At 72.0% G+C, this 15,616-nt stretch carries 15 protein-coding genes; 6 read left to right on the forward strand and 9 right to left on the reverse strand.

The window, feature by feature from the left end; genetic code table 11:
- Window positions 1-21 precede the first annotated feature (21 nt).
- Genes J4573_RS23815 through J4573_RS23835 form a run of 5 tightly spaced genes read left to right on the forward strand, consistent with a single transcriptional unit; the run spans window position 22 to window position 4,935 of the window.
- Window positions 22-1,080, forward strand: a complete 1,059-nt coding sequence (locus J4573_RS23815) for a LacI family DNA-binding transcriptional regulator (RefSeq protein WP_208258011.1) — start codon at window positions 22-24, stop codon at window positions 1,078-1,080.
- Entirely contained in the window at window positions 1,080-2,006 is a 927-nt protein-coding gene (locus tag J4573_RS23820) for an ABC transporter permease (RefSeq protein ID WP_208258012.1), read from the forward strand. The genes J4573_RS23815 and J4573_RS23820 overlap by 1 nt, the downstream gene beginning before the upstream one ends.
- A gap of 10 nt (window positions 2,007-2,016) precedes the next feature.
- Window positions 2,017-2,910, forward strand: coding sequence for an ABC transporter permease (locus J4573_RS23825; protein ID WP_208258013.1), 894 nt, complete (start codon window positions 2,017-2,019; stop codon window positions 2,908-2,910).
- A 10-nt stretch (window positions 2,911-2,920) separates the two neighbouring features.
- Window positions 2,921-3,910: an ABC transporter ATP-binding protein gene (locus J4573_RS54175; protein WP_243773432.1), complete on the forward strand. Its 990-nt coding sequence runs from the start codon at window positions 2,921-2,923 to the stop codon at window positions 3,908-3,910.
- On the forward strand, window positions 3,907-4,935 hold the full coding sequence (locus J4573_RS23835) for an ABC transporter ATP-binding protein (protein WP_208258014.1): 1,029 nt from the start codon (window positions 3,907-3,909) through the stop codon (window positions 4,933-4,935). Before J4573_RS54175 ends, J4573_RS23835 begins: the two co-directional genes overlap by 4 nt.
- A 10-nt stretch (window positions 4,936-4,945) precedes the next feature.
- Here the strand turns inward: J4573_RS23835 and J4573_RS23840 are convergent, their stop codons facing one another.
- The 5 genes from J4573_RS23840 to J4573_RS23860 form a co-directional block, all read right to left on the reverse strand.
- A complete protein-coding gene (locus tag J4573_RS23840; protein ID WP_208258015.1) occupies window positions 4,946-6,079 on the reverse strand; it encodes a sulfotransferase family protein in 1,134 nt (377 codons plus the stop codon).
- 41 nt (window positions 6,080-6,120) lie between these two features.
- Window positions 6,121-6,897, reverse strand: a complete 777-nt coding sequence (locus J4573_RS23845; protein ID WP_243773433.1) for an SDR family oxidoreductase — start codon at window positions 6,895-6,897, stop codon at window positions 6,121-6,123.
- Window positions 6,897-8,072 carry a hypothetical protein gene (locus J4573_RS23850; protein WP_208258016.1) on the reverse strand — a complete coding sequence of 392 codons (1,176 nt, stop codon included), beginning with the start codon at window positions 8,070-8,072 and terminating at the stop codon, window positions 6,897-6,899. The genes J4573_RS23845 and J4573_RS23850 overlap by 1 nt, the downstream gene beginning before the upstream one ends.
- A gap of 83 nt (window positions 8,073-8,155) precedes the next feature.
- Window positions 8,156-8,536: a roadblock/LC7 domain-containing protein gene (locus J4573_RS23855; RefSeq protein ID WP_208258017.1), complete on the reverse strand. Its 381-nt coding sequence runs from the start codon at window positions 8,534-8,536 to the stop codon at window positions 8,156-8,158.
- 109 nt (window positions 8,537-8,645) lie between these two features.
- Window positions 8,646-9,011 carry a hypothetical protein gene (locus J4573_RS23860; protein WP_307796825.1) on the reverse strand — a complete coding sequence of 122 codons (366 nt, stop codon included), beginning with the start codon at window positions 9,009-9,011 and terminating at the stop codon, window positions 8,646-8,648.
- 225 nt (window positions 9,012-9,236) lie between these two features.
- On the opposite strand from J4573_RS23860, the gene J4573_RS23865 reads away from it, so the two are divergent.
- Window positions 9,237-10,019: a hypothetical protein gene (locus J4573_RS23865; protein ID WP_208258018.1), complete on the forward strand. Its 783-nt coding sequence runs from the start codon at window positions 9,237-9,239 to the stop codon at window positions 10,017-10,019.
- Here the strand turns inward: J4573_RS23865 and J4573_RS23870 are convergent.
- The 4 genes from J4573_RS23870 to J4573_RS23885 form a co-directional block, all read right to left on the reverse strand.
- Window positions 10,001-11,656 (reverse strand): serine/threonine-protein kinase, encoded by a 1,656-nt coding sequence (locus J4573_RS23870; protein WP_307796826.1) that lies wholly within the window; start codon window positions 11,654-11,656, stop codon window positions 10,001-10,003. The genes J4573_RS23865 and J4573_RS23870 overlap by 19 nt on opposite strands.
- A 65-nt stretch (window positions 11,657-11,721) precedes the next feature.
- On the reverse strand, window positions 11,722-13,224 hold the full coding sequence (locus tag J4573_RS23875) for an MFS transporter (RefSeq protein ID WP_208258019.1): 1,503 nt from the start codon (window positions 13,222-13,224) through the stop codon (window positions 11,722-11,724).
- 93 nt (window positions 13,225-13,317) lie between these two features.
- A complete protein-coding gene (locus tag J4573_RS23880; RefSeq protein WP_208258020.1) occupies window positions 13,318-14,175 on the reverse strand; it encodes a geranyl diphosphate 2-C-methyltransferase in 858 nt (285 codons plus the stop codon).
- A gap of 11 nt (window positions 14,176-14,186) precedes the next feature.
- The gene (locus J4573_RS23885) at window positions 14,187-15,611 is read right to left on the reverse strand and encodes a family 2B encapsulin nanocompartment shell protein (RefSeq protein ID WP_208258021.1); all 1,425 of its coding nucleotides are present in this window, start codon (window positions 15,609-15,611) and stop codon (window positions 14,187-14,189) included.
- Between the last annotated feature and the right edge of the window lie 5 nt (window positions 15,612-15,616).

A 15,616-nucleotide genomic window follows, 5' to 3' on the forward strand; every position in this document is an offset into this window, starting at 1 on the left:
GAACGATTCAGGGAGGACGTCATGACGCCGCGCCGCAGGGCCACCCTGCGCGACATCGCCGCCGCGCTCGACCTGTCGGTCAACACCGTGTCGCGCGCGCTGGCCGGCAAGGACGCCGTCAGCGAGGAGACGCGCGAGCGGGTCCGCGCCGAGGCCGACCGGCTCGGGTACGTGCCGAACACGATGGCCCGGTCGCTGGTGCTGCAGAACGCGATGACGATCGGGCTGGTCATCACCAACCCCTCCAACCCGTTCTACGCCCGGCTGATCAGCGCCATCGAGGCGCGCGGGCGCGTGCACGGCTACTCGCTCATGCTCATGGTCACCGAGGACAGCGCCGACAACGAGCGGCGCGTCGCCGAGGAGCTCATGCGCTGGGGCGTGGACGGCGTGCTGGCCGTCCCGATACAGCACGGCACCGACCACTGGGAACGGCTGGAGAAGTCCGGCACCCCGGTCGTGCTGGTCAACCGCGACCTGCCGGGTCTGGACGCCGACCTGGTCGGCGTCGACTACCGCGACAGCGCCCGCCGGGCCACCGAGCTGCTCGTCGCCTCCGGCGCCCGCGACCTCTACCTGATGGAGGAGGACCTGGACATCTCGCCGGTCGCCGAACGTGTGCGCGGCTTCGAGGAGGTCCTGGACGAGCACGGGATCGCGGTCGGCTACGACCATCTGATCCGGGTGCCGACGCGGCGCCGCGAGGCCAGCTCGCAGCCGTGGGACCCGATCGACGCCTACGAGATCGGCCGCGACCTCGCCCAGCGGATCAGGCCGGGCAGCGCCGTCCTGGCCGGCAACGACTACTTCGCGCTCGGTCTCTACCGGGCGTTCACCGAGCAGGGGCTGCGGATCCCGGACGACGTCGCGATCGTCGGCCATGGCGACCACCCGTTCGCCGCCTACCTCGCTCCCCCGCTGACCACCGTGCGGCTGCCCGCCGCGGAGGTCGGCGCCACCGCCGTGGACCGGCTTCTGGAACGGATGGCCATGGAAAGCACAGTCGAGCCCGGCGTGCACGGGCGGACGCTGCTGCCCGCCGAGGTCGTCGTCCGCGCATCCACCCGGGAGGTGCCCTGATGGGCCGTTTCCTGCTCCGCCGCGCCGGGCAGGCGGTCGTCGTCGCCCTCGGCGCGATCAGCCTGGTGTTCGTGGTCGTCCGGATCGTGCCCGGCGACCCCGCCACCCTCATCCTCGGCCCCGACGCCAGCGCCGACCAGCTCGCCTCGGTGCGCGCCGGCTTCGGCCTCGACAAGCCGCTGTGGCAGCAGTACCTGACCCACATGGGCGAGGTGCTGCGCGGCGACTTCGGCGACTCGTGGCGGCTCGGCGGCAGCGCGATGGGGGCGACGCTCGACCGGTTCCCCGCGACGCTCATCCTCGCCCTGCTCGCGCTGCTGATCACCATCGTGGTCGGGTTCCCGCTCGGCATGGCCTGCGCCCGGCGTCCCGGACGGATCGCCGACCTGGTCGTGTCGACCGGCTCGCTGGTCGGGCAGGCGCTGCCGTCGTTCTGGGTCGGCATCGTGCTGATCCTGATCTTCGCGCGGTCGCTCAACTGGCTGCCGAGCACGGCGGGCGGCGGGCCGCTGGCGGTGATCCTGCCGTCGGTCACGCTGGCGCTGCCGTTCGTCGGCTGGCTCGCCCGGCTGGTGCGCAACGGCGCGCTGGAGGAGAGCGCCAAGGACTACGTCCGCACCGCGCGCGCCAAGGGCACCGGCGAGACCGCCGTCATGTACGTGCACGTCGCCCGCAACATCGCGCTGCCCGTCGTCACCGTCCTCGGGCTGCTGATGGGCAACTTCATCGCCAACGCCGTCATCGTCGAGGTCGTCTTCTCCTGGCCGGGCATCGGATCGCTGATGGTCGACGCCATCACCAACCGCGACTACGCGGTGGTCGAGGCCGCCATCGTGACGATCACCGTCTCGTACATCGCGCTGAACCTGCTGGTCGACGTGGTGTGCGTGGCCCTGGACCCGCGCCTCACCCCCGAGAACGCATAGGGGACGTTCAATGAGCACCATCGCACCCACCCCGGCGATGCCCACCGCGGCGACCGCGCCGCGCAAGTCCTCGCGCCGCCGCCTGCCCGTCACCGCCTGGATCGGCCTGGCGGTCCTGGCCCTGTTCGTCCTCGCCGCGCTCGTCGGCCCGCTGCTGAAGCCCTATGACCCGGTCGCGACCGACCTGCCGCACCGGCTGCTCGCGCCGGGCTCGCGGCTCGGCGACGGCTCGATCGCCTGGCTCGGCACCGACCAGGTCGGCCGCGACATGCTCGCGGTCCTGTTCGCCGGCAGCCGCGTCTCGCTCATCGTCGCGCTCGCCACCGTCGTCATCGGCGGCGCGATCGGCCTGGTCGCAGGGCTCGCGGCCGGCTACTTCGGCGGCTGGACCGACACGATCCTGTCCCGCGTCGGCGACGTGCAGCTCGCCTTCCCCTCGATCCTGCTCGCCATCCTGATCGCGGGGGTGCTCGGCCCGAGCATCACCAATGTCGTCATCACGCTCGCGGTGACCCGCTGGGTGATCTTCGCCCGGGTCGTACGGGCGTCGGCGATGGCGACCCGCGACCTCGAGTTCGTCGACTCGGCGCGAGTACTCGGGGCGGGCCACCTGCGGATCCTCATCCGGCACGTGCTGCCCAACTGCTGGCAGCCGCTGCTGGTCGCCGCCACCGTCCAGATCGGCCTGACCATGGTCGCCGAGGCCTCGCTGAGCTTCCTCGGCCTCGGCATCCCGGCCGACGCCGCCTCGTGGGGCGCGACCGTCTCGGCGGGCCGCGACTACCTCGGCTCCGCCTGGTGGATCTCCACCATGCCCGCGCTCGCGCTCGCCGCCGTGGTGACCGGCGTCGGCGTGGTCGGCGACGCCTTCCGCGACCTCGCCGACCCGCGCGCCCAGCTCTGAGAGGCCTTTGATGACCATCACCGCCACCCACCCCGCCGGCGAGCTGCGCGACCTGCGGATCGGATTCCGCGACGGCAGGCACGTCACGCCCGTCGTCCGCGGCGTCTCCCTCTCCCTGCGCCGCGGCCGCGTGCTCGCCCTGGTCGGCGAGTCCGGCAGCGGCAAGAGCCTCACCTCGCTCGCGCTGATCGGGCTGCTGCCGCCCGGCGCCGAGATCACCGGCGGCAGCGTCCTGCTGGACGGCGAGGACACCGCGGACTTCACCGCCCGCCGCTGGCGCGAGTCCCGCGGCGACCGGGTCGCCATGGTCTTCCAGGACCCGATGGCCGCGCTCAACCCGGGCCTGCGCGTCGGCCCGCAGATCGCCGAGCCGTTCCGGCGCCGCCTCGGCCTGGACCGCAAGCAGGCGCGCGAACGGGCCGTGGCGCTCATGCGAGAGGTCGGCATCGCCGACGCCGGCTCACGCTACGACGACCATCCGCACGAGTTCTCCGGCGGCATGCGGCAGCGCGCTGTGATCGCGATGGCGCTGGCGCTCGGCCCGTCGGTGCTGCTGGCCGACGAGCCGACGACCGCGCTCGACGTCACCGTTCAGGCGCAGATCCTGCAGCTGCTCGCGCGGCGGCAGCGCGAGGACGACCTGGCCACTCTGCTGGTCTCGCACGACCTCGGGGTCGTGGCCCGGCTCGCCCAGGACGTCGCGGTCATGTACGCGGGGCGGATCGTGGAGCAGGGGCCGCTGGACGACGTCTACACCGCGCCCGCCCACCCGTACACGCTCGGCCTCCTGGAGGCCATGCCCGAGGAGAGGACCACCCGGCTGAAGCCGATCCCCGGGCTGCCCCCGGACCCGCGCAACCCACCGGGCGGCTGCGCGTTCCATCCGCGCTGCCCGTTCGCCACCGACGTCTGCCGTACCGAAGACCCGCCCCTGATCGAGACCGGCGACCGCGCCGTGGCCTGCCACCACTCCGACCAGGTGATCAAGGAGTCCGCATGACCGCCGCCACCTCAGCCACCGAGGTCGTCCTCAAGGTGAGCGGCCTGGAGGCGGGCTACGAACGCCCCGGCCGCCACGGCTTCGGCCGTACACGCGTGCCCGTCGTCGCCGGGATCGACCTGACCGTCGAGGCCGGACGGACGCTCGGCATCGTCGGCGAGTCGGGCTGCGGCAAGTCGACGCTCGCGCGCGCCATCGTCGGGTTGCGGCCGCCGTTCTCGGGCACGATCGAGTTCGCGGGCGCCGACCTGGTCGCGGCCTCGCCACGGCGGCGGCGCAAGCTGAGCCGCGACCTGCAGATGGTCTTCCAGGACCCCTACACCTCGCTCAACCCGCGCATGACCGTGTCGGCGGTCATCGCCGAGGGCTGGAGCGTGCACCCGGGGATCGTCGCCCGCGAGGACCGCGACGCCGAGGTCACGCGGCTGCTGGACCTGGTCGGGCTGCGTCCCGAGCACGCGTCGCGGCACCTGCACGAGCTGTCGGGCGGGCAGTGCCAGCGCGTCGCCATCGCCCGTGCGCTGGCGCTCAAGCCGAAGCTGATCGTGTGCGACGAGGCGGTGTCGGCGCTGGACGTGTCGGTGCGGGCGCAGATCCTCAACCTGCTGGCCGACCTGCAGTCCGAGCTCGGCGTGGCCTACCTGTTCATCTCCCACGACCTGGACGTCGTCCGCCACATCTCCCATGAGGTGGCGGTCATGTACCTCGGAACGGTCGTCGAGCACGGCAGCGCCGCCGACATCTTCAACAGCCCGCAGCACCCCTACACGCGGGCGCTGCTGTCGGCCGCCCCTTCCGTGCGCGATCGGCCGGACGGCCCGGCGGACGACATCGTCCTCACCGGCGAGGTCCCCTCGGCCGCCGCGCCGCCCTCGGGCTGCCGCTTCCGTACGCGCTGCTACATGGCCACCGACCGGTGCGCGAAGGAGGTCCCGCGCCTGGAGACACGGGAGGGTCTCCCCCAGGCGGTGGCCTGCCACTTCGCCGACGCGTCCGGCTCCACCGCGCCCTGGCCCGCCGCTTAGCGCCGGTCGCCTAGAAGCGTTCGTCGATCTCCTCGGCGGTGAGGCCGAAGTCCGCCAGCGAGTAGCGGTGGGCCGGCTTCCCCGCCCCGGAGCTGCTCTCGTCGCGCAGCCTGGTCATGGCCCCGCGCACGTCCTCCCCGAACGGGAGGCCGAAGTGGGCGTAGACGGCCTCGACCGTCGCTAGCGGGTCGCGGACGAAGTCCTCGTAGTCCACGTCGAAGAACTGCGCGGGGTCGTGCTTGGCTCGTTCGGCGCGGAACCGCTCCAGGCCCCGGCTCCACAGCTCCAGCTGATCCCGGCCGATGACCTCGCCGGTGAAGACGTCCGACCAGCCCGCCGTGGCCTGCGCGGCGAGGCTGCACATCGAGGCCATGGCGGTCCGCGGCGGCCGGTGCGTCTGGATCACCAGCGCGTCGGGATAGACCTCCATCAGCGCGTCGAGGGCGAACAGATGGCTCGGGTTCTTCAGGACCCAGCGGCGGTCGGCGTCGTTCAGCCCGATCAGCTGGAGGTTGCGCTTGTGGCGCGCGTACGCGGGCGTCCAGTCCTGCTGGTCCAGCCACGCCGAGTACGTCGGAACGTGCGCCAGGCACTCGAACGAGATCGACCGCATCGACTGCCGGAGCAGTTGCCAGCACTCCTCGACCATGTCGGCCGACATGTAGTGCACGCCCATGAACTCGGGGTTGTCGATGTGGTGCTGCTCGTACCCGGCCTGGATGGCCTGGAAGATCGCGTCCTCGGCCCAGGTCTCGCGCGGCGGGCGCGGCTGCGGCATCTCCGTCAGCCACACCTCCAGCCCCTGGTGGGCGGGGTCGGCGGCGAGCAGCCGGTGCAGCGCGGTGGTGCCGGTGCGCGGCAGCCCGGTGACGAAGATCGGGCGTTCGAGGCGGACGTCGGCGTACCCGGGGTGGGCCCGCCAGGCCGCCTCCGACAGCGACCTGGCGGCCAGCGCGCCGCGCAGGAACGACCGCATGATCTTGTTGCCGAACGGCGTGAGCCGCGACTCCCTGACATAGGAGTCCAGCAGGACCTCCATGCCGTCCACGTAGTCGTCGTCGCCGTAGTCGTGCAGGCCGGTGATCCTGCTCGCCGAGGCGTGCAGGTCCTCGACCGTGCCGACCGTGTCGCGTCCCGCGCTCATTCCGTGCGGCTCCTTGCGCTCAGCTCAGTGGTGGAACTCGCTCAGTGGTGGAACTCGCCGCCGTTGACGTCGAGGCACTGCCCGGTGATCGCGCGGGCCAGCGGCGACAGCATGAACACGACGGCGTCGGCGATCTCGTCGGGCTCGGGCAGCTTGCCCAGGTCGACCGTGGCGGCGGTCTCGTCGTACACCTGCTGTGGCGTGACGCCGCGTTCCTGCGCCAGATAGTCGAAGTACCACTTGAGGCTGTCCGCCCAGATGTAGCCGGGCGCGATCGTGTTGACGCGGACGCCGCGCGGCCCGAGTTCGGTGGCCAGGCTCTGCGCGAGCGACAGCAGCGCCGACTTGCTCATCTTGTAGGCGCCGAACGTGCGCCTGGAGTGCCGCAGCACCGCCGAGTTGATCATGACGACGGAGCCGCCGCGCTCGGCGAGCGCGGGGGCGCACAGCCGGGTCAGGCGGAGCGCGGCGAACACGTTCACCTCGAGCGCCGTGCGCATCGCGCCCATGTCCGCGTCGGCCAGGTCGGTGAGCGGCGGGATCGCGAACGCGTTGTTGATCAGGCCGTCGACGCGCCCGCACTGCTCCAGCGTGGTCTCCACCAGCCGTTCGCAGGCGGCCTCGTCGGTGATGTCGGTCGGCACGGTCACGGCGCGGCGGCCGAGGTCCGCCACCTCCTTGGCCACCTCCTCCAGCTTGCCCTCCGTACGGGCCGCCAGGACGACGTCGGCGCCGGCCTTGGCGCACTGGAGCGCGAGCCCACGGCCGAGCCCGGGGCCGACGCCGGAGATGATGATGACGCGGTTCTCCAGAAGCATCAGCCGAGCATCCTCCGGGCGACGGCGTCCTGCCGCGCGGCGATCCGTGCGGACCACTCCTGCGGGCTCACGCGCTGCCGGTCGTAGAACGGCACGTTCGGCAGGTCGTCGAACGCGACCACCTCGACCGTGGGGCCGTCGTCGGGTTTGAGTTCGCGGGCGAGCCGCTGCCACCGGATCTGCATGAAGCCGCGATCGTGCCCGGTGCGCTCGATCCAGTTGGCCATGCCGGGGTCGCGCTCGCTGACGATGAGGCGGATCTTGCCGTCCGGGTCCACGCGGGCCTGGTCGCCGGTGAGGCTGGTCTGGTGGTTGATGTAGTCCAGCGAGATGTACCAGAGGCTGCCGAGCTGGAATCCCTGGTACGGGGCGTCCGACCGCGCGGCGGCGGGCACGGTGACCACCATGACCTGGTCGTCGGCCAGGTCGTAGTGGCCGGCCGAGGAGTACTGCGTCGCGAGCCCGCCGGGGGTGGGCCGCGGCTCGGTCATCGTGTTGACCGGCAGCTTCAGGTAGTGCCACTCCGGGAACGCCAGGAACGTCTTGATCCGGGACACCAGCATCTTGCCCGCCACGTCGAACCGCTTGGCCATGCGCTCCTCGGACGCGGGCGGCGGGGACGAGCCGAGCGTGTCGGCGCGGTGGATGCGGATCTCTCCGGGGCGTTCGCCGGTCCAGTCGCTGAAGACCTCGCGGACCAGCAGCATCGCCGAGCCCTGCCCGAGCGTGAAGTGGTTCGGGCCCGCGTCGGGCCGCGCGGGCCCGAAGGTCACCTCGTAGCTCCCGTCCGCGGCGATCTCGATGTCCCGGTCGTCGAACGCGGTGAGGCTGTCGGGCGACTGCGCGGGCGAGTAGTCGCCGTTCAGCACCTGGAAGCTCAGGTCGGAGGTGGTGCCGCGCCGCCCGGTGACGACGTACTCGGCGTCGTCGCGGATGTAGGCATGGAAGTAGAGGGTGTCGGGGTTGTCGAGCCCGAGCTTGCTGTACGGCCCGGTCGAGGACGCGAAGTAGGGGAAGTCGCGCTGGTAGGCCCACGCCATGTGCAGGCACGCCTTGACGCTTCCGGCGAGGTAGTCGAGGCCCTCGGCGAGGTCCTGCTCGGTCCGTACGTGCGGCGCCGCACGGATGATCTCCTCGGCGTCGGCGATCGCCCGGGCGAACGACTCTGTGGCCACGAACCCTCCCACCAAGCGGTAGCTTGCTTGGGCGAACACTAGAACGCGTTCTAGTGAGGGGTCAACCGCCGGGCTCGGACGGCTCAGGCGCCGAGGAGCGTTCCCAGGCGGCCCACGGCGGGACGCGACTCCAGGTGGAGCCGGGTGATGTCGAGGCCCTCGTCGCCGAGGATGACCAAGAGCTTGGTGCCCCCGATCGCGTACACGATGATGTGACCGCTCTGGCAGCGGGTCACCACCTCGCGCAGCTCACCCATCCCCACCTCGTGACTGGTGCTCTTGCCGAGGCCGAGTGCCGCGGCCGCGAGCGCGGCGAGCACGTCGGGCCGGACCCCGTCGGTGTCGGACGCGACGAGCATCCCGTCCACGGAGGCGACCGCGCTGTCGGTCACGCCCGTCACGCTGTCGCGCAAGGCGTGGAGTTCCGTTAGCACGGCCTCCCTGGTCGTCGCCGCATTCTCCATGTGCGTTCCCCCGTCCCGATGACGACGCAAGACGACACCCGGCGAACGAAGACGTCGCCGGGTGGATGGTGGAGGCGGGGCGGCCCGTACGGCGCCCGCCGGACCTCCCCTAGAGGCTGAGCTCCTTGTCGATGGCGCGCAGCGAGTGGCGCGCCAGCGCGAGGTTCGCCCGGGACCGGTCCAGGGCCAGGTAGAGGAACAGCCGGCTTCCACCGCGCTCGAGCAGCCTGATCAGGTGGTACTGCGAACCCAGCGTGATCAGGATGTCCTCGATCGAGTCGTCGATCCGCAGGGCCTCCAGCGTGCGCACCTTGGCCCGGATCACCTCGGTGTTGCCGGCCGAGGCGACCTCCAGGTCGAGCCCCTGGCCTCCCCCGCTCATGCCGAGCGACATGCCGCTCTCATAGTCGACGAGTGCGGCGCCGATGGCGCCGTCGACGGACATGGCCTCTTTGAGCGCGGTTTCGATGTTCACTCGCGTCCCCCTTCAGGTTCGTGACCACGGCCCCCGGGCCGTGGCGACACGATAGCGGGGCAAGATGGTGCAAGTGGGACGTTTCAGATAGTCGATGTCAATGTTTTCGTTCGTGACCCTTGGCATGATGAGCAGGAATTCACACCGTGGGGGACGGACTACGTGACCGCACCATCCTTCTCAACCGAACAGGCTCGGCCGGGGCGCACGGGAATCCTCGATTCAGTGCTCAAGCGGCGCGGCCAGGAGCGCTTCTCGGGAACGCTCCGCATCGACGGCGGCCAGGACGGGACGGTGACGATGCGTGAGGGGCTCGTCATCGCCGCCGCCACCGCCGCCGCGCCCGGCCCCGAGCCCTTGCTGCTGCGCTCGGGACGGATCTCCGAGCACGACTGGACCGAGGCGTTCGCCGTCGGGGCGCCCGCCGGGCGGCTGGCCGCCGAGCTGGTCGAACGCGAGCTGATAGGCGTCGCGGGCCTGCAGATCCTGGCGCAGGTCGCGGTGGTCGACGCCATCTTCGCGATGGCCCTGTGCGGGGTGCGCACCTGCACCGCCGAACGCGCGGGTGAGAACGACCTGGCGCCGCTGCTGCCCGTCGATCCGGGCCTGGAGGTGGAGCGCGTCGTGCGCGAGACCGCCCGCCGCCTCACCTCCGCGGCGCAGTGGCGTCCGCTCGGCCTGGAGATCCACGCGCGCCCTCAGCCCGTCGCCGTCGACCCGCTGGCCGCCGCCTCCGACGTCCTGGCCAGGGTGAACGGCCGCCGCACCACGCGCGACATCGCGTTCGCGCTCGGCCGCGGCCTCTTCCCGGTGATGAACGACCTGGCCCAGCTCGTCCAGGACGGGCACGTGACCTACCCCGCTGCCGCCGAGGAACCCGAGCAGGCCGCCTCGCCCGCCCCGGGCACGGGCGAACCGGCCACCACCGAGCTTCCACGTCGCCGCCGCGGCGCGAGCACCCTTCCCGGTCCGCGAGAGGACCAGGGCGGTCAGGACGTGGACGGGTAGGTGCTGATGACCTTGCCCTTCTCGTTCACCGCCAGATAGCCGCCGCCGTAGTCGTCGGTGAAGTGGATCATCATCGTCGGGCGGTCGCCGTTGAACGCCCACGCGGACTCCACGATGACGTACCGCATCGTCGGCTTCGGCACCTTCAGCGTGCGCTTCGCCCGCTCCAGCAGGGCAGGCAGCGCGTCCCAGTTGAAGCGGCTCGGGTCGACCTTGGCGTCGCCGGTGGTGATCGCGATACTCGGCCGTTCCCGTACGGCCGCGTCGGCGCCCTTCTCGTAGGTGTAGTTGTCGAACGCGGCGCGCCGCCCGGCCACCGGGGCGTCGGCGTTGGCCCGCTCCTCGTAGATGGTCAGCTCCGCGAACTGCTTGCTCTTGGACGCGTCCTGCAGCTTCTTGATGACCGCGCGCACGGCCGCCGGCGTCAGCAGCGTCGAGCCGTTCACCGCCGTGCCGGACCCCGCCTTGGTGGTCGCCCGCGGGGCCCCGCGCGACGCGGTCGGGTTGGAGCCGCCGGTCCCGGCCCGGGCGTCGTCGCTCCGGTCCAGCACCTTCGGCAGCACGAACCCGATCAGCACGACCAGAGCGGCGAGGACGGCGACCACCGGCACGGCGATCGCGGCCACGAGCAAGCCGGGGCGGCTGCGCCGCACGGGGGCGGGCGGCGGCGGGTAGGTGCCGCTCATGTGGGACGGATGGGTCGAGGGCGGCGGCTGGGTCGGCCAGGAGGGCGACGACGGCAGCGGCGGCGGCGCTCCCATGCCATGCGCGCCGGGCGGTCCGGGCGGCGCCGCGACCGGGCCGGACGACCGTTCCGCGTGCGCGAGCATCTGGTCGAGGCGTTCGGGCGCGGGCCGGGCCGCCGGGTTGGGCACCAGCAGGTCCTGGAGAACGGGTCCGAGCGCACCGGCCCGCTGCGGCGGCGGGATCTGGGCCGACATGACGGCGGCCAGCGTCGCGGCGGCCGTCGGGCGGCGCATCGGGTTGTTGCCCTCGACCGCGACGTACAGCAGCAGGCCGAGCGACCACAGGTCGGACGCCGGGTCGCCCTCGTTGCCGTGCAGCCGTTCCGGCGCGATGTACTCCGGCGACCCGACCAGCGCGCCGGTCGCGGTGACGCGGGAGGCGTCGTCCAGCACGGCGATGCCGAAGTCGGTGAGGACAGGCGTCCCGTCCGAGCGCAGCAGGACGTTGGCGGGCTTGACGTCGCGGTGCTGGATCCCGGCCGCGTGCACGGCCCGCAGCGCGCCGAGGATCCCCCGCCCGAGCGCCGCCGCCTCGGCGGGCGGCAGCGGCCCGCGCGCCAGCCGGTCCTGTAGCGACTGCCCGCGTACGAGCTCCATCACCAGCCACGGGTGCGGCAGCTCCGGCGAGTCGACGATGTGATGGATCGTCACCACGTTCGGATGCTCGACGCGCGCCAGCGCCCGCGCCTCGCGCATCACGCGCTCGTGCATCATCCGCGCGGTCGCGGGGTCCAGGTCGGCGGAGTCGGTCCCGGCGAGACGGACCTCCTTCAACGCGACCTCGCGCTCCAGCGCCAGGTCGAGCGCGCGCCAGACGGTCCCCATGCCCCCGCTGCCGAGCCGTCCCCGCAGCTCGAACCGCCCGTCGATCACCTTCTGCCCAGACGTCACGGCGCACAGCCTAGAACGCCCCGACCACAGAAAACGCGCGAGTCCCCGCAAACGCCGCAAGCGGTCTAGTGGGAGCTCTCGGTCGGCTCGAATCCCTTGGGGATCAGGCGCCAGCCGATCACCCCCGAGACCGCCAGCAGAACGCCTCCTGCCAGGCACGCCAGCCCCAGCGCGTGGGTGAAGGAGGAGGCGGCGGCATCGACGATCCGCAGGCCGAGCGGCGCGACGACGCTCTGCGCGAACGCGACCGCCTCGCCGATCGAGTCGCGGACCTTCTCCATCGCCTCCGGCCGCATCCCGAGGTCGGAGATGTCTGCGCGGTAGAGCGCCGCGGCGATGCTGCCGATCACCGCGACACCGAGGGCGCTGCCCAGCTCGTACGACATCTCCTCGACGGCGGCGGCGCCTCCGGCCAGTTCGGCGGGGGCCGCCGACATCAGGGTCACCGAGGCGGCCGTCGCGGCCACGCCGAGGCCCGATCCGAGCGCGGCCAGGGCGATGGCGATGTGGACGTACCTCAGCTCGCCGAACGTGTCGGCCAGCCACGGGATCGCCATCCCGAGCGCGCCGACGAGCATGCCCACGCCCAGCACGTGCCGTACCGAGAACCGGTCCAGGAGCCGCGCGGTGAAAAGCGGCGCGATGATGAGCGCGATGGGCGCGGGCAGCATCCGCAGCCCGGCGTCGAAGGGCTTGAGGCCCTGGGCGTACTGGAACCACTGGCCGAGCAGGAACAGCAGCGCGCCCAGCGCCATCATCCCGAGCAGGATCGAGACCGACGCCACGCTGAACGGGCGGCTGGCGAACAGCCGCACCTGCAGCAGCGGGTGCTCCAGGCGCAGCTGCCGCCGTACGAAGACGGTCAGCAGCACGGCCGCGACGACCAGCAGCACCGCGCCGGTGACCACGTCGTGGCCGCCGACCAGCTTGATCCCGGCGGCCAGGGCCAGCATCCCGCCGAGCGACTGGGCGACTCCCCACCAGTCCCAGGCGCCCTCGCGCGGGCTGGTCGACTCCGGCACCAGCCACAGCGCCAGGGCGACGCAGACCGCGGCGACCGGCACGTTCACCAGGAACGCGGCGTGCCAGTCGAAGGTCTGCACCAGCAGCCCGCCGACCAGCGGCCCGAGCGCGAGCCCGGCGCCGATCACGGCGGTCCAGATGCTGTAGGCGACGGCGCGTTCGCGCGGGTCGGTGAACACCACCCGCACGATCGACAGCGTCGAGGGCATGATCGCGGCCCCGCCGACGCCGAGCAGCGCGCGGGCCGCGATCACCACCCACGGGTCGTTCGCCACCACCGCCAGCAGCGAGGCCAGGGCGAACACCACGAAACCGGCGACGAGCAGCCTGCGGCGCCCCCAGCGATCGCCGAGGGCGCCACAGGTGATGAGCAGCCCGGACAGCACCAGCGCGTACGCGTCGATGATCCAGAGCTGTTCGATCGAGCTCGGCTGCAGGTCCGCGACCAGCGACGGGAACGCCACGTTCAGGATCGTGGTGTCCATCGCGATGATGAGCAGGCTGCCCGACAACACCGCCAGCACAGCCCAGCGCCGGCCGCCCATGCGTCCCCCCCCAGGTCCAAGGGGGGTCGATCATGACTTTCCCGCCCCGGCCCCGCCGGACACCTCCGCCGGGGGACCTGTGGCCCGGCGCCTCTAGGGGCGGTCGGCCACGATCAGGAGGTACTGGAAGCTGCCCTCCCGGTAGGCGGTGAGGAACGGCCCCTCGATGCCCGTGGCGACGGGCGACTGCTCCCGCAGCTCCCAGTACGGGATCGTCTGCCGGGTCAGGTCGACGACCCGGGACGGGATCAGCCCGTTGTCGGCCAGCGCCTTGAAGTAGGCGCTGCGCGGATGGATCTTGCAGTGGTAGTGCTCGTCGATCTCCCGGACCGATGTGGACCGGCCGGTCACGTCGTTGTAGCAGCCGGTGATGCAGACGTAGTGGCCGCCGGGGGCCAGCAGCCGCACGAACTCCGAGAACAGGTCCCCGAGATCCACGTACATGGTCGTCTCGTTGGTCCAGATGCCCCGGAACGCCCCCGACGGGAAGCCGGTGTCGAGCATGTTGAGGAAGTGGAACCGGACCCGGTCCTCCTTGCCGCGCAGCGCCGACTGCTCGCGGGCGAAGCCGACCTGGTACTCCGAGATCGACACCCCGTCGGTCTCGCTGCCGAAGCGGGCGTTGGCCATGATGCTCGTGCCGCCCCGGCCCGAACCGGCGTCCAGCAGCCGGTCGCCCGGCCCGACCTCGCCGAACTGGTCGAGCATGAAGTCGGCCTGCGCCGTCTCCAGCCGGTGCAGTTCCTCGATGATCGCCTCCCCGCGGCGTTCCCCGCCCGCCTCCAGGACGGCCGGGTCGTAGTCGCCCAGCCCGTAGTGATGGTGGTAGATGCCGTCGACCTCGCCGAGCGCGAGGTTGACGCGGTCGTCGCGCCGGTTGTCCCACCAGGCGGCGACGTCGCGCTGGTAGGCGGTGGCCAGGACCTGCTCGGGACGGCTCTGTCCGATCATCTCTCTCCTTGTCAGCTGAACGGGCGGGAGATCTCGACGTTCTCCAGGACGCCGAGGGCATCGGGGACCAGTACTGCGGCGGAGTAGTAGGCGCTGACCAGGTAGGAGATGACGGCCTGGTCGTTGATGCCCATGAAGCGCACGTTGAGCGCGGGCTCGTACTCGTCGGGGATCCCGATCTGGTGGAGGCCGATGACGCCCTGGTCGTCCTCGCCGGTCCGCATCGCCAGGATCGTGGAGGTGCGGCCGCCGGTGATCGGGATCTTGTTGCAGGGCAGGATCGGCACGCCGCGCCAGGCGGGGAGCCGGTCGCCGTTGATCTCGACGGCGTCGGGGTAGAGGCCGCGCCGGTTGCACTCGCGGCCGAACGCGGCGATCGCGCGCGGATGGGCCAGGAACACCCGGGTGCCGCGGCGCCGGGTGAGCAGCTCGTCCATGTCGTCGGGCGTGGGCGGACCCGAGTGGGTCTGGAGCCGCTGGGAGTAGTCGACGTTGTTCAGCAGCCCGAACGAGGCGTTGTTGACCAGCTCGTCCTCCTGGCGCTCGCGCAGCGCCTCGACGGTCAGCCTGAGCTGCTGCTCGACCTGGTCCATCGGCTCGTTGTAGAGATCGGCGACGCGCGTGTGCACGCGCAGCACGGTCTGCGCGACGCTCAGCTCGTACTCGCGCGGTGAGAGCTCGTAGTCGGCGAACGTGCCGGGGATCCCGGGCTCGCCGTCGTGCCCCGAGGCGATCTCGATGTCCGCCTCGCCGCGCCTGTTCTGGGGCTTCCCGGCGTTCTCCCGGAACCGCTCGACCTGGTCGCCGAGCTCGGGCGACCGGTCGGCGAGTTCCTGGAACCGCTGCCGGGTCAGCGACAGCAGCGTGGTCGCGGTCGCCGCCACCACGGTGTGGACCCAGCCGGGCGCCTCCTCGGTCAGCGCCTCGCCGCCGAAGTAGCCGCCGTCGGCCTCGACGCCGAGCCGGGTGCCCTCGCCGTACTCGCCGGTGCCGATCCGGTCCACCCGGCCGTGCGCGACGATGAAGAAGCGGTCCGCGCGGCCGCCCTCATCGGTGATGCTCGCGCCCGCCTCCACCTCTTCCTGCTCGAAGCCCTCGGAAAGGGCGGCCAGCACGGCGTCGTCCGTCACACCCGCGAACAGCGGGATCTCGCGCAGGCTGGGCGGGACGACCCGCGCCTCACCGCCCTCGCGGGCGACGGTCACGCGGCCGCCACCGACCGCGTACGTGAGCCGGCGGTTGACGCGATAGGTGCCGCCGGACACCTGCACCCAGGGGAGCACCCGCAGGAGCCACCGGGAGCTGATCCCCTGCATCTGCGGGACGGATTTCGTGGTCGTCGCGAGGTTCCGGGCCGCCGCGGTGCCCAGGCTCGACGGTTGCTGCGATCGCTCTCGCGGTTGCTGTGCCGGATCCGTTCCAGCATCCACCGACATCGGCT

The sequence above is a fragment of the Actinomadura barringtoniae genome (assembly GCF_017573505.1).
GTDB classification, from domain to species: Bacteria; Actinomycetota; Actinomycetes; order Streptosporangiales; family Streptosporangiaceae; genus Spirillospora; species Spirillospora barringtoniae.